At 36.1% G+C, this 15,870-nt stretch carries 6 protein-coding genes; 4 read left to right on the plus strand and 2 right to left on the minus strand.

Translation table 11 applies throughout. The annotated features are described in order from the left end of the window. Positions 1-192 precede the first annotated feature (192 nt). Together AOM43_RS05235 and AOM43_RS05240 are read left to right on the plus strand one after the other, a co-directional pair. On the plus strand, positions 193-642 hold the full coding sequence (locus AOM43_RS05235) for a DUF5399 domain-containing protein (RefSeq protein WP_013925283.1): 450 nt from the start codon (positions 193-195) through the stop codon (positions 640-642). 3 nt (positions 643-645) lie between these two features. Then, positions 646-1,041 carry a tetratricopeptide repeat protein gene (locus AOM43_RS05240; RefSeq protein ID WP_059359310.1) on the plus strand — a complete coding sequence of 132 codons (396 nt, stop codon included), beginning with the start codon at positions 646-648 and terminating at the stop codon, positions 1,039-1,041. Here the strand turns inward: AOM43_RS05240 and AOM43_RS05245 are convergent. Continuing rightward, positions 1,038-2,216 carry a DegT/DnrJ/EryC1/StrS family aminotransferase gene (locus AOM43_RS05245; protein WP_059359313.1) on the minus strand — a complete coding sequence of 393 codons (1,179 nt, stop codon included), beginning with the start codon at positions 2,214-2,216 and terminating at the stop codon, positions 1,038-1,040. The two genes, AOM43_RS05240 and AOM43_RS05245, sit on opposite strands and share 4 nt — an antisense overlap. Before the next feature lie 393 nt (positions 2,217-2,609). Here AOM43_RS05245 and AOM43_RS05250 point away from each other — a divergent pair, with 393 nt between their 5' ends. Next, positions 2,610-4,655 carry a methyl-accepting chemotaxis protein gene (locus AOM43_RS05250; RefSeq protein WP_059359316.1) on the plus strand — a complete coding sequence of 682 codons (2,046 nt, stop codon included), beginning with the start codon at positions 2,610-2,612 and terminating at the stop codon, positions 4,653-4,655. A 110-nt stretch (positions 4,656-4,765) separates the two neighbouring features. Beyond that, positions 4,766-6,667 (plus strand): methyl-accepting chemotaxis protein, encoded by a 1,902-nt coding sequence (locus AOM43_RS05255; protein WP_226987408.1) that lies wholly within the window; start codon positions 4,766-4,768, stop codon positions 6,665-6,667. Between the two features lies 1 nt (position 6,668). Here AOM43_RS05255 and AOM43_RS05260 read toward each other — a convergent pair whose 3' ends face one another. Beyond that, positions 6,669-15,818: a DUF3638 domain-containing protein gene (locus AOM43_RS05260; RefSeq protein ID WP_059359320.1), complete on the minus strand. Its 9,150-nt coding sequence runs from the start codon at positions 15,816-15,818 to the stop codon at positions 6,669-6,671. Positions 15,819-15,870 lie beyond the last annotated feature (52 nt).

The raw sequence follows: 15,870 nt of genomic DNA on the forward strand, positions 1-15,870 counted from the left end.
AAATCTCACAGTGTTAAACTAAATATAAGGGTCGAAAAGTTAAACACACAACAATTCTATTAAAAATTAACGAAAATTCCCCATTCAAAACAAATGGCCTAAAAGCTAATTGTAAATATATGGGGAACATTGTTTAATCGGACGTTTTAAAACGACGATTTATGCAGCAGTATGATATAAATGAGGTGATGTATGGCTACCATTGACCAACTAGACTTAAGCGTCTATAACTTGTATGCAATTCGCACCAAAATGTTGGAGCAAATTGACCAACAACTCAGCCTTAAGTCAGCATCTTCGATCCCTCCACAAACACAAATTGTTGATATTAATCCCAAGCTAACAGAGCTTGATATTTTGCTAGGGATTGTCCCCCTTCATACCCCTTGGGCTTATTTCTATCCGCCTCAACGCATTCGAGATTTGAGACGCTCACCCTTTGCTTTTTATCGCGTCGCCCCTTCTTTGGGCTCCTATGAGGATCAAGAAGAGCTAGAAGCTACACTCGCAGCGATTCCTTGCAGCACAGCTGAAGAAGAGCAAGAAAAAAAAGCAATCACAAACTGTTTTAAGCAAATTAGTAAAATTAACGAATGGCTTGGATTCATCGTCGGACGAATCGGACAATTCTTACAGGGATAATGCATGGCTAAAATCAATTGGGTAAAATCTTTAGGGTGGACGGAAGAGCAACTGGATGACCTACGCTTTACTGGATATGCCTATTTAAGGCAGGGTAAATATGATATTGCCCTCGCTTTTTATGAAGCATTAGCTGCTTTATCCCCCAATAACGCCTACGATCTTCAAACTCTAGGCGCGTTATACTTGCAACTCAATAATCCTGTTAAAGCATTAAAATGTTTCGATCAAGCATTAAAAGTTGAGGCAGATCATGCTCCGACACTTTTAAATGTGGCAAAAGCACTTTTTATGCTCGGAAAAAAAGAGGAGGGCCTTAAATTAGCCCAAATTCTTCAAAATGAACCCAGTTTAATAATATCTAATACGGCAAAAGCCTTAATTTTAGCTTATAGTTAAGCTTTTAACCCTAAAATCTTTTTTAAAGAATAGCAAACTTTTTGAATCTGCTCTTCGGATAAATCCACATAAAGAGGCAGTGAAAGCGCTTCGGAATAATACGCTTCCATTTCAGGAAAATACTCAGAAATATCACCTAAAGACGATTTATAAATAGGGTGCCTATAAATAGGTATGTAGTGCACTTGGGTGCCAATTCCATCCTCATAAAGCTTTTGCATCACTTCTGCACGCGTTTTTTTTATCGCTTTAAAATCTATTTGCACCACAAACAAGTGATAAGCACTATAAGCATCATGTTTGGGTGAAAAAAAAGTTATGTATGGTGTATTTTTTAATAGTTCGCGATAAAGGGACACGAGTTTTTGCCGTCTCTTAATGAATGAATCTAGTCGTTTGAGCTGGCTCAATCCCAGGGCAGCTTGCATTTCTGTCATATGAAAATTCCCTGTGATTTCTTCAACTTCGTAATACCAGGGCATTTCTTTCAACATTTCAGCCGTTTTTTTCATTCCATTGTTTCTAAAACGACGCAATCGAGCATCCAAATCTGGATCATTCGTTAAAACCATTCCCCCTTCACCCGTTGTCAGATTTTTCGCAGGATGAAAACTGAGAACTGTCATGGCACTCCATGTGCAACACCCCACTTTTTCACCCGTCGGATAGCGCGAGCCTAAAGCATGGGCAGCATCTTCAATAATCAAAGTCTCGGGATTTTTTATCATTTGGTCGAGCTTTTTCATATCGACAGGAATTCCTGCAAAATGCACGGGAAGAACGACGTTTTTCCCCCGAGAAATGGGCTGATTCACATTATATGCTAATTGATCTAGACTGAGGTTGCCGCTTTGACGCTCAATATCAATAAAAATAGGAGACACGTTTCTTAAAGATGCTGCGCCGGAACTGATCACAAAAGAATTCGGGGTTGTGAGAAAGCGATCTCCCGGCTGAATTTTTCCGACATGGCAAGCAGCCGTTAACCCTGTGGATGCGCTATTAAAGGCCACAGCATATTGCGCTCCGCAATAATCAGCTATTGCCTGTTCAAAAGCTTGTACGTAAGGTCCTCGCGTTAAAAAGCTTCCCGACATAGCTTTCATCACCTCTTCTCTATCAGAGTCGTCAATGGATTGTCGGGCGTAAGGGATAAAATTTGGAGATTCTAACACAGTTGTTTCCTCGTTCAATAAGTACACTTAAAGGATGAAGACTCGATATGAATCTGTCAAGAATTTAAAGCAAAGTCGAGATCCTAAACCTTTTTCTTTGCAAACCGTTCTAACTGCATTTTCTCTATAAAAACCGCACAAATTAAACAAAAATTTCACATGATCAAATTATATGAACTTCTTCTGAATTCATACCCAAATTAAAATGAATCACATGTGATACTAAACTCAGTCTACAGCAAGAGACCTTGATTAAAACCAATCTTATCATCCCCTAACATCCATAACTTTTGTCTTATTGTTAAGCTTGTTAAATATTCATATTGACGAAAGTCTCAGTTAAAGTTAAAGAATAAATCATATCCTATTCCTTAACATTTTCTAGATGCAAGTATGTTTCGTCATTTAACAAAAGCTTTTAATCGATTCCAAGGAAAGTTCACCTATCGACAAAGATTTATTTTGTTTGCCCTCATCTTTTTTGTTGTTATCCCATTTCCAACCTATTGGTTGCTTGAAACACAGAATTTTCTTTTGCAACGCAATAAAACCAAAATAGAAGGAAATCAACTTCAGCAAGTCCTGGGATCCTTATTAAATAAAATTCTAAGGCACGAGATTATCGAAATTGCGCAAATACAGCTAAAAATTAAACAGACGGAAAGCTTAGAAAGACTAGAAGACGAAATTTATCAAGAATTAAAAAGGCTTGAGCAACTCAGCCTAGATATGCCGCCCCCATATGCACAATCCCCTTTTCGTACAGGGTTTTCTACCGCTCTTTCGCAAAAAATAGCAGTGAATATGATCCTTACCAAATGGGCAACATTCCTGAAAGCTCATCACAAAAATGAACATGAAATCATAGAAGCTCATGATGCCATGATCAAACAGCTTCAAAGGGAATTACAAAAACTCGGATACTCATACGAACTATTATTAAACCCTCAGCTCATTTTACAAGAATTGACTTTTCTCTCTTTGAGTGTTTTTCCTGAGGCTCAAGTCATCCTCTCAAAAATTTTTATCAAAAGAGAAATAGCAGATCAAGCAAGCCTTCTTCTCAATGTCGGTTTAATAAAATCGAACATTGCCAACATGAACGCCCTTTTTTTGGCGGCCTTGCAAACACTCGAACCCACGATTTCTCCTGTTCAATACAATCTTTTTAAAGATAGCCTGAAAAATTATAACCACGCTCTGCATGAAGCCATTCAGTTTCTAGAACAAGAAAAAACCTCCCGGGCTTCTCCAGCTTTTACAACATTAAATTTATCAAATTTAATTCTTGAAGCTTTAAACGCAAACGAGCAAACACGTCAATTGCTCATTGAAATATCTCAAGAGATACTCAATACGCAAAAATGGAAATTTTTCTTACAAAAATTTTTAACAATTCTTCTTGTGACGCTTTCTTCTTTCATCATTATTTTTGCCATCTTATTTAGAATCTTGACTGGCCATATCCTGTCGCTTCTTTCGCTTATACAAGAACTGAGTAAAGGTAACTTTTCTGTGCGCACGGATTTTAAAAACAACGACGAGTTTGGTCAAATCGGACGAGCTTTAGTTCTAATTTCTAAAAAAATGAAAACATTTATTGATAAATTAAACGCCCTTTGTCACCTCGTCCAAGACTCCTCATTTGAAATTGATCATACAGTTAAACAACAAGCCGTTTCTTTGATTCACCAAGAAGAAGGAACACAGAGAATTGAAACGATTGCTAGGCAGATTGCTGGAAATGCCCGTTCGATTGTCAATAAGATGACCGAGTTTACCGCATTATCAGCACAGTTTGATTTGGCTGGTAATGTCAGATCTTCTCTTTCGCAAGCACAAAGTGAAATGTCCGAGCTTGCACGAGTTCCTGTAGATATTGTAAATCAGCTTCAAAACGTTGATGAGAAAGTAACACGCGTTAAGGACTTGATTGGTTTTATGATCCATCTCTCCGATCAAACACATTTGCTATCTTTGAATGCAGCAATTGAATCCAATCCTAAAATAAAAATTTTTAAAGAAATTACGAAAAACATCGAATTATTTGCCGCAAAATCGCTCACTTCCACAAATGAAATTCAAGATATTATTTCAGATGCTTCACAAAACGTTGTGCTTTCAGTACAAAACGTCGATATCTATCTAAAAGGAATTTATGAAAGTGGAAATCGATTATCTCTCGTGAGCCAACAGCTAACCCATATAACGGAACAAGTATCAAGTCAAACGGCTCAATTTTTAAACGTCACAAAAGTCATGGAAGAGCAAGCTAAAGATGCAGAACAAATTATGCAGTCTATTATAGATATGAATGCAACATCAAAAAAGAATTCATTTGCAATCCAGGAGTTGAGCAAAACGATTTCTACATTAAAAGAATCTGCCGCCAGTTTAGAACCTTTAGTAAAAAATTTCACCCCCTCTAATCCGGTATGATGCAATCTCTTTACCAATATTTAAATCAGATCATTTCAAAATTTAGCTACTCTAGCAAAATAAATTTTATCGTATTTTTTGCAGCTGCATCAGCGATTTTGTTAGCCTGTATGCTTAAATTTTCGCAAAATCAATTTATACAAATTATTCAACTACAAATTCAAGGCACAGAAATCCATCGCGAACTCTCTTCCATCTTCTATGAACTTATGCAAGAAGAGAATTTATTACTTAGAAATCTTAAATCTTCCGTCCGTGATCAAGAAATAGATGCACATTTAAAAAATCTAAATCGATTATTACTCCCGCTTACTCAGGAAAAATCAGAAAATGAAAACTTCTTAAACACTTTTTCTGAATTTCAAAAAAACTGGCAAACCTTTAAAAATCCAGAAATGGATGTTAAGCAAAAACAACTTCTCGGAAATCAATTGCTCAACATTGTCCGTCTAATGATTACTGAAAATAGGAGGGCAACACATTTAATTCTAAATTTCGATGTCGGCACTCATCGTTTTATTGAAGCCATTATGATCCATTTACCAGAAACGCAGCTCCTTCAATTTCAAATTATATTCAACAAAATAAATAAACTTTCTTCTCAAACTGATTTAAGAGTTCTTTTGGAAAGATTGCAAAAAAGTAACGACGCAACCATTTTTAGTATTTATCGTGCTGCACAAGATAACCCTTATTTAAATGAATCTCTTCAAAGATCTCAAATGGGTTCTAGAATCGAAATTTTTAAATTTGAAGCTGATCAGTTTGTTTCCATGTTGAACGAACAACTCACCCTTAAAGATCAACAACCAGAAGCCTTTTACGGAGAAGTAAACGAGTTTCTCAATGCCATCTATGATTTGAGTATGGAAGGTACTGAACAATTAAAGCATTTGCTTGAAATCCAATTGCAGACTTTTAAAAAACGGGAATTGATCGCTACAGTTTCTGTGATCATAGGAACATTATTAGTTTTGCTTTTTTATATCACCCGTGTGATACGACTTCCTCTTTCTGAACTTGAAAAAGCTGCTCAGGAATTGGCAAAAGGCAATTTATGGGCTCGTGTAAAAATTACCACTCATGATGAAGTCGCACACTTGTCGCATGAATTTAACAAAATGGCTGATTTTTATTCTCACACTATGGTGCAAGTGGGAACCATCACCAAAAGCGTATTTCAAACGAGTTTAGCCATTTTAAAAACAGCTAAACAACTTGAATCTAATATACAAGCTCAAGAACTTGTAATCTTTCAAATAGAAAATCAAGCAAAAAAAATTGCTTATAATGTGAGAGAATTTGCTTCTACACTTCAAGAAGTCAAGCAAGCATCCACAATCACATTTAATTTAGCCGACATCGGACAAAAAAGTTTAGAGGAAATGGAATCAATCATGCAGAACATGCGTGAAGGATCTTCGAATATTGTCAATACCCTCTCCTCATTACAGGAAAAAATTGAGAATGTTCAAGAAGTGATCAGCACCATTATTAAAATCGTGGATCAGGCTAATCTACTATCTCTGAATGCCACTCTTATTTCGAATAAAAGTGGTAAGCAAGGAGCAGGATTTTCTGTTGTAGCCAGCAAAATTCGAGAACTAGCAGATCAAACAGCTTATGTGACTCTTGATATTGAAAAGCGGGTGACCGACTTATTTCCAGCAGTCTCAAAATCCGTGTTAAGTGTCGAAAGCTTTGCTAAATCGATAGAATTTCAAGATTTGCATACAACAAAAATTAACAACGAGCTGAAAGACCTCATTGCCCACACTCAAAAACAGATTACAAGTTTTGAAGCTGCTCATTCTGGTATGAAAATACAAGAAGAAGGAGTTGCCCAAATTGAGTTCTCGATTTCAGCCCTCAGTGATGAGACACATCAAATTACAAATTCAGCGCATCAATTGCACCAAGAAATCGAGCAGCTCTACCAAGCGGCGAAAAGCTTGAATAAAACTGTCCATACTTTTAAAACGAGTGCTCCCGAAAAAAGCCAAATCTCATAATTTACTTCTTCAGCAAAGCATGCATAAAACTGTTATAAAATTTGGACTGCTTAGCATGATGCCAAATTAATGCTCTTTCAAAAAAAGCCCTTATTTTTTTCTTTATCTTGTTGTCTGAAAATAACCGAATCAATACAGCTTCTTCCTGATCATTAAAAGACGATTCAGCATTGTAAAGTTTAGCTTTAACAATTAATTCCAGAAAATGTGGGTTGTTTTTTAATTCCTTTTCATCAAAGGGAATCTTTCCATTTTGAACAATTCCCATATGCAAGTCATATAAACAAATTCTACGTTTGCGCTTTTGGGCATCTTCTACCGAAGTTTTTTCTCTATCTTCAAGTAATTTTTTTCGCCAAAAAACGCCATCTGTTGATTGATCTCCCATAATAACAGAGAATTGTTTCGCGCCATTAGGAAGTTCATCCTCTACAACTAAAACTTCGTATAAGGATCTTTGTTCTTTTCCTAAAGGTTGCATCGGAAACTTAAAAGGATCTTTGGGCTTTAACGTCACAAAATTATTCGTCATGATTAATTTTGCGTATGGGGAATTTTTGAAGAATGCATGTGCAGAGGATATTTTGCGATCCGATGCATTTTTAATCACAGCATCAGCAGAAAATAATAAACAACTAGAATTTAAATAGGCAATTCTTCCAATTAAGCTTAGCCCTGCGTAAACCAAAAGACCCCCAGCAGTAAAAATGATCAGAGGAATCGAAATAGGCAGAGTCGCTAGATAAATTGGAATATCCACATTCATGTGAATTTTTTTCTCAATTTTCTTTGCTATATTGTTTATAAAACTGAAAAATACTGGGGGAAACATAATGACACTTGCCACAATTTTTTTAATACGGAAAAGAATTGTCGATGATGGCTTTATCCAATTTTCAGTGTAAAGATTCAAAGATCTGCGCCATTTATTAGCGGAATGCAATTGCAAGTATTCATCATCATTGTTGTGAGTTTCTCGATTAATCTCTACATTCGTTTCCACATTTTGTTGAATTTCCGCCTCCACACCAATTTCTACAAAATGCTGCTTTTTCTGTGCCGAAAGCTGGCATTCTCTTTCTTTGATCGCAAGATCGTAGGTTAAAAGCTGTTGCTGAATCGCTTTTTTCTCAGATTTTTTTAAAAGCTTAAGCTGTTTTAGCTGAGTGAGAAGCTGATTACGATAAATAATTAGATCTTCGGCATCTGTCCTTCTTTCAAGAAGTCCTCCATAAATTTTAAATGCATCCAATTCTACCTTTTCAATCAGAATGGGAGAGAAATCTTTAAATAAAGCAATTGCATCCTTTTCTGATTTTGCATGAATCAGTTTTCGCATTAAAATGGATCGAATGTCATTGCGCATTTGTTGTTTTATGGAACGGTAGAGATCATCTGCCTCCTGTTCAGCCTGATTCCTAATCGCTAAACTAAGTAGTTTTTGATAAGTGAAAATTTCTTCTGGTTTAGCAATGACATTATAAATATCTTCTGTTGTCGCCCATTCCACAGTTTGCTCTTCTAAAAGCTCACGCAAACGACCGACTCCTTGCAATAGATCATCTTTAGTCGTATGCTTTGAAAACGTCGCAATCCCCTTAGCCCTTGAAAATTGTTTGACATCAGCACCAAACATGTGCTTTTGATCACAAAAAGTAAAACGTTGATGGGGTGTCAGCTGACTTTGCTCTAATGGGATTAGCTTATTCCTCCCAACTTCTAAAACCTTTAATTGATCTTCATGAAAAAAAACGACACCTCGAATTTCTGAATTATTTTTGTTTAAATGAGCGAGTAATCTTTTAGCAATCACCAAACTTCCTGAGCCTGTTTCTCCTCCAATATCTTTAAACAAAGCTCCAATATCGATAAGCATCCGGAAGTCAGTTTTTCCAGGGAGAATTTTTTCAAATAAGCTCTCCAAATTTTCTGCTGAAGTTTGTCCTGTTAAAATATGCATACAGCTAGGATCTGCACATTTTTTAGAAAGAACATCTAATACCCGCTCATCACTTCCAAGGTCCCCTTGATATTTTGTGGATAGACCATACATGCTCGGATTCCCAGGTGTCGCAGACATGGCGAGTAAACTCCCTAGCTGGGATCGAAGATTTTGAGAATCACTTTTTAATTTTAAGGCATATTTCTTGATGGAAGGAGCTACGAATACTTTTACATAATGGAAAATCACATCATCATTCTGATTGATTGCATTTGCCCATTCTTTAATATCGCTTTTTTCTAGCAGAAATAACTCTTTCATCCCTTGTGGAAAACACTTTTCAAAAAATAAACACGCAGCTGTTTTTTTGACATCCATTAATCGTATTTTGGATTCTGCCAAAGCAGAAGATTGTAAATGATTAACCAATTTCCATAAGCTTTCAGTGGATAACCGTTTGTTCAAATACGTGAGATAGGTTTTATTTAAGGTTTCATGAATATTGTCATAGTCTGCCGTTTCAATGGGAGAGTCACTTGCTTCATAGGGTTTAGCATATTCTGGACCATTTACTAGATGAGAAAGACCGTAATGCACATTGACAATTTTATTCGAAAGCATACTGGGAAGCAAGGCCGTTAATTCCCCTTTTAACAAACCAATTTCTTGCTTTCTCGGGTGAGTGAGAATCCATTTCGGGATTGCTGTTGATTGACCTAAAACGTACTCACAAAACTCTGCGTGTAAATGGGATTCTAGTTTTAGATATTCTCCCATGTGTTGAGCAATGCGAGGAGTAACTTCTTGCTTAATCACCTCTTCCGAAACGAGATGCTGCAAATTCTCTTTTACATTCATCTTTTGAATAATCTCAGGATCGCTTGCAATAAAACGAAAGATTTCCTCTAAAAATAGAATATTTTCGAGCGGTTCTGTGAAAGGATCCCCTATCGTAAAATTAACTTCTTTTTTAGCAGAAAGGGTCACATGCTCTTCATCGCAGTGGGCTTCAGAACTCAAAAATTCTTTTAATATATTTTGCAGAGCGAAAATTTTCCCACTAAATATTTTAGGATTGTGAAGAGAGGCTATATAAAGGGTTTCAAGAAATTTTAATTCGGTACATTGTAAGCTTTCAGGTGTCGCATTTAATTGCCTCTTTTCTTGACGTGCTTTTTTCAGCTCTCTTCTTGCAAAAATGAGATGGTATAGATCTGTGGAAGCCGCTCTCTCAAATTCATAAGCATCGGATATTTGGTTAAACGTTTCCCTTACCTGCGATTTCATGTCATTTTTATTAACTTGATATAAAGCGCTCGGCCACAAATTGAATACTAATCGAGAATGCTGGTGCACAAGCCATTCCAAGAAGGGGGCTAATACTTTAGATTTTCCCGATCCTGTCCCCAATTGTGTAATCAATTGCATAGGATATGGATGCTTAAAAATTTTCTCTAAAAAATCGATCTGTTTTTTTCGTAAAAGTATCTTATTGCGATGCTCAAAAAGAAGAAAAGTTCGCGCTAAATGCCCTTGAGAGACCTCGGAATAATGCCTTCTACTCGCTATTTCATTTCCTATCTTTTGAATTAGCGTATTCCTTTCATCTCCATCATCGGGTATTTTTTGTAAGACTATAACATCTTTTAATATACGAAGAGCTTGTTCTCGGCGTGTTGAAACCACAAGATATTGAGTCATCAGTTTTTCGAATTCGGCAACCTGATCATCTCTCAAGTGTGTTTTTTCCTTATATGCCTCTTGGTTGCCTTGCTCAAAAAGTTCGACTGCTTGCGATAAATTTAAGGCGGGAGTAAGTTTGCCAGCTTGCTTAAGAGAACCTTGAAACTCCATAGGAACGTTAATGAGCGAAAGAATCTCTTGTTCAAGAATTTGTAAATTATCCATGGATTTTTCAAGCCCTGCTTGCAACTCATCTTCCAACATCATTATGTTTGCAGTCGAATGAAAATGATAACGTCGAGATGTCTTGGGGCTTATTTCATAAAATTGCTCCATTCCTTTTTTTAATCTATTCAGATAAGCTTGCGATAAAGGATCCTCATTATCAATCTCTGAAAATTCAACAGGAGGGGAAACTTTGATATCTTTAACAACCATATATGTTTTCAAAATGTGATCAAAAAAGTGATCGTCTTCTTTATCCAAAGCCTTTAAATGCGTATTCAAAACGACAGATGAAGAAGCTTTTTTTTCAGATTCGGTCGGCATCTGCACCAATAAATCTTCTACATCCTCAAGATTCCTATTTTGCTTAAGGCTAAACAAGTCTCGATAAATATTTTTGAAAAAACCAGCGATCGAAGATTTTTTTTTGATATTTTTTAAAATACGCGTTTGAAAAAGCTTTATTTTTGCACTCACTTTTTCGTCTACATTAGAAATACGATTAACCTGATTAATTTCTTCAACAGATGGAAAGTTACGCGGGCGTTTTAAAACCTCTTTTAAAATCAAAATCGTTCCAATCTCAAATGGATTTCCTTCCACATAAAATCTGGAACCTTTAAGAAGAGCTAAAATACGTTCTAAATGTTTTTTTTCTTGTTTTGAACCGTGACGCGCCCAGTTGTAATATAGGCGATAAGCAGAACGGAGGTTTTTTGCTTTTAAATCCATCAAATTTGTTGACGTTGTGCTAGTGCTACTTGATAAAAAAAGATCAAAAAATCTACCGGCATCTACACAATTAACAGTCGTTGCTTTTTCGAAAGACTTTTTATATGGTTTGGAAGATAATTTATGAGGAAAAGTCTTTCGATTCATCAAAATGTTTATACGCGATCCGATCTGTGGATCACCATGAAACTCTTTTGAAATAAAAAAACGCAAAAGAGACTTCTCTTCTTCAGATGACAACCTGCCTCGTGTTGCATTATTTAAATTTTGAATATACTCAACATATTTAGACGTAATCTTTTTCCAAGTTGCTTCATCAAAATCTTCTTCTAAAGCTTGAGACTTTAGAGAAACATATTTTAGTTGATTTTCTTTGAACAACAAAACAGCTTTTAATCCGAGAACAACCGCAGAAGGATGACCTTCATCAAAAAATTTATTAATCATATTCAAAATGATTGCCCGCTCAGATTTTGAAAAAGGACCTAATGAATATGATTTTTTTAAATAATAAAACGCTTTTTTATAATCTTTTTGCGAGAAATATAGGTAGACCAGATACAGAGAATCTTCTACAGAAGAGGGTTTTAATCGTCGCTCTCCTTCTATGACTTCATCATCATAGATAATAACTTGAGCTGTATTTTCTCCCTGTGAAAGAAGCTCTACGTCAAAAGGTAAGTCATCTTTTTCATTTGCGACGAGTGGATTTTTCGGCATTAAAACTTTTTTTTGTCCAAAAGCATTTTCTAATACCAAATATTTGGGCCATTTTGTACCAAATTCACCTTTTTGATCTTCTGCTAAATAATATCCGGGAACTTCACGACAAAAAGCTTTTCGATTTCCATTGGAACCTTTAACCACATTGAAATGCAAACCCATGCGCGGCATTTCAATCTTTTTTACATAAGAAGTATCTTGTGTTTCAGCCCAGCAGGCGATGTGTTTTCTGTTTTCGAATGCTTCTAATAGACTAAGCCCTTTCTCATGCCATGGATCAACAAGAATATATTTAAAGGGCGGATGCATTTCATCCGAAACCAATAAGCTATAATCAGAGAATATTGATGATTGATAATAGATTCTAAAGTCTTTTTGAGCATTCTTTGAAGATTTTAGAGATTGAATCAAATAATGCGCATTTCTCAAGCCATTATGTTGCCAAATGATGGGATCATGTTGGAAAAGATCATAAGAAATTGCTTGTGTAAATTGAACAGGGACTTCTTTAACCATCGCATATGCAATGCCGTCAATCATTCGTTCGACAAATAAGTTTCCATTTTGATCTAATCCAATTTTTGATTCTCCATTTTTATCAATAACAACACATCCCCCTGGAAAAGAACTTTTAACTTTAGGAATCTGAGGAAAAATTTTGGTAAATAAGGGGTGCTCTATCATATCCCTTGATAGAGGGGAAAAAGGGACTCCTGATTCGTAAATTTTTTTGGAGGCCAAATCAATCCAAAACGGATCGGATTTAAAATGGGGGAAATGTCCTTCCCATATTAGCTGAATTTTCTCCCCTTTAATCTGACTTAGAACAGCATTAAGAAGTGCATGACGAAAAGTGATATCTTCATCTAACAGATGTTGAATTTTAGGTAATACTGTCGTATAAAACTGATCGGTTTTGCTAACACTTGATGAATCTGTGTCTGCAGAAATCGTGTAAATTTCCGCTCTAAAATAATCTTGAGCGATCTCTAAGAGTTCTTCATTGTTCAATGACTGCACATCTCTTCCAATGTGCATGCTTTTTAAAGTTTGGCAGACTGCTTCCACTTCTTCAGGAGTCTGACATTTTGGAAGAATGGTTTCAGTCACTCTTTTGTGATAATCAAGCCATACTTCCTCTAATTCTTTTTCCATACCCAGAAATCTTTCTGGATGTTTATTTTGAACATGTTGAATATAACGATTACAAATATTTCCGAGTCTGCAAAAAAACAAAGCTGGATTTTTTTTGCCGTTATTTTGAAAGAAAACTAGACGGTTATTAATAAAGGATAACAACTTTAGAGCAACTGTAGGCTCATTATAAAGCTGCATTAATAATGTTCTAGGCTTTAAAATATGGCGCTTTAATATTTCTTGTTCATTAACATCTTCTAGAAGTGCCTCGGGTCTTTCTTGGTAATAAGCCAAAGCTCTAACCACTTCATCCTGCAAAACAGCGCTAGAAATATACCGATCACGCACTTCCTCATTCTGAATGTCTCGCATAAACTGGTTTTGCTCTAGGCCCATAAAATGATGAGTAAAGCTTTTTTTTATTTTTTTATTTTGTGAAAAGAACTTTAAAATATAGTCTTTACTTTGTGTCTCAAAATTTAACGGGGAACGAAAAGAAACAGAAGACTGATTAGAGAGATTTTTTAGGCCCAAAACAATGACATTCTTTCCAAAAAAAAAATCATTTTTAAAAACACATTCTCCTGTCATTCTTACTTGATTCTGTAGTAAACCCGTTGCAAAGTAAGAAAGCTGTCTAAGATAAAGAACACTTGAAGGGATTAAGTTTTGGTCACTTACTTTCTCCTGAAAAAATGCGGTGAGACGTTTTTCATACGAACCTATTCCTCTTCGATCAAGCTCCTGAGAAATGCTAGGCGTATACATTAAAGCACGATAGTATTTTATTTCGGGAGTTTCTTCGTCTGTTTTTATCGTCCAGTTAGGACCAGGAATTAAAGAAAAAATAGACTCTTTATTAATGGAATTCAATACCCCAACGGGGACATTTTTTGTCACATCCACATATGATGGAGCTAATGTGGACAAAACGTCTTGCAATTTTTGCTGATCACAAGGGTCTTCAAACGTAAAATGAGGTGATTGCGCAAAAGCGATGAATCCTGCAGAATCTAATGGATAGCCTGTCAAATGATTTTCGTGTTGTCGTCGAGCCAGGTATTCTCCAATAGCTAGAGAGATGTGACTTCCAATAATTGTGCGAGGCAAAAAAAGTTCTGGTTTAGTAAAATACTTTGCTGAAATATCAAAAAGCAATTCTAAGCACGTCGTGATTTGTACATCCGGAACTTCATCCCAAAATTTCCTGCCTATCGCATCGCCTGGTAAAGGAAGGGCATATAGAAATCTTGAGACACTTTCAATAACTTGATAGGAATTTGTCGTAACTGTCGCAAATGCCTCGATCTGTTTTTTTCCATCTTTTAGGAATTCAAGAATATTTTCAGGAGCTATAGTCCCAAATGTTTCAAATGGAATGATGGGCAGAAGTCCATTTAGATGATTTTTGAGGATTGGTTCAAGAGATTTTTTAATTCCCAATGGCTGCGACAAATCCGCTTTTACCAAAATTGCATGTTCCTTCAGTTCAAAGGAAAGTAAAGCGCTTGTTTTTTTAGTTGAGAGATGCCGCTGTTTTTTTTCAGCGAGACGCTGTTTAATGTCAATTGCCGTACAAGCGTAAGCTTCAAATTCCTCCTCAGTCAACAGATTATCCGCTCGCATTTTTAAAGTATCCCGCGCTAATTTGCTGCTCACTTCAGAAATCAACTTATGAGAGGTGCGTGTCCAAGTTGTTGTAGGATCAAAAAAATGTAAACACGCATCCACAAGGGATTGTTTTCGATAAGCAAACTTGACTTTTCTATAAGCATTTAGCGCATCCATTTTTTCCGGATATGTTTTCACGTGATCCATAAACATGGAACGCAAGGATCCAAATAAAACTTCCATGGCACAAGAACCAGAATGCTGTGGCTTGCGCATAAGCTCTGGCATGTTCGAAATAGAAGATGAAACACGTTTTCCTTTTAAATAGGCTATTGGTCCTTCATAGAGAGACCGATCTGAAAATTTTAATGAATGATCAAAGACAGGTAGACTTTGCAATTCGATAAGTGCTTGGAAGAATTCACGCTGACAGATTTGATTCGAATGGATTTTCTCTACTTTTAGCTCTATATCTGCTTTTCGAATATGATTTTCAATAATTCCTTCATGATATCCGAGCCCCATCCCTGTATTATAAACGGAAAAAGAATAAGAGTTTTTATTTTTTTGGATAAGATATAAAAGAGTGTGGCCACTTTCTACACCATTTGTCCATCCCCCTGGCAAAAGTAGGCGCGCTCCAATCCCCATACCCGAAACACGCTGTACAAGGTCATCAGATAGCTCAGAAATCTTGTCAGAAAAATTTTCTCCTGTAAGGAGACCCTGTATGCGATAAGCCCAAAATAGACAATCTTCATATAACTTCAAGTCCGCCAGATTATATTTAGTGAAACCCACACGTTGCAAGCAATCAATGAAACGGGTTAATGTCACAGTTTTTATCTGCCCTTCAAGAGAAGAGTTTTTAATAAATGGATCCCCCGATTCAAGTGCAAATAAAGAGATTTGGAAAGTCGTTGAAAGAGGGTACTTAGTGGCTTCTGTTAACCATGATAATTTTTCTATTTTTTCCGGAGTGATAGGTTTCTCCATCGAAGCGAAATTTTCTTCCAATTTTTCTTTTAACTCAGCGGAAAAAGAGCTTGGGATAAAAGACGATTGATTTGCCGAAAAACTATGAACAGAAAATACCATAAAACCCTCATTTCAATAAGGCGCGCAAATTACAAATTTTGTGTAAAGATTC

It is taken from the genome of Parachlamydia acanthamoebae, from assembly GCF_000875975.1.
GTDB lineage: Bacteria > Chlamydiota > Chlamydiia > Chlamydiales > Parachlamydiaceae > Parachlamydia > Parachlamydia acanthamoebae.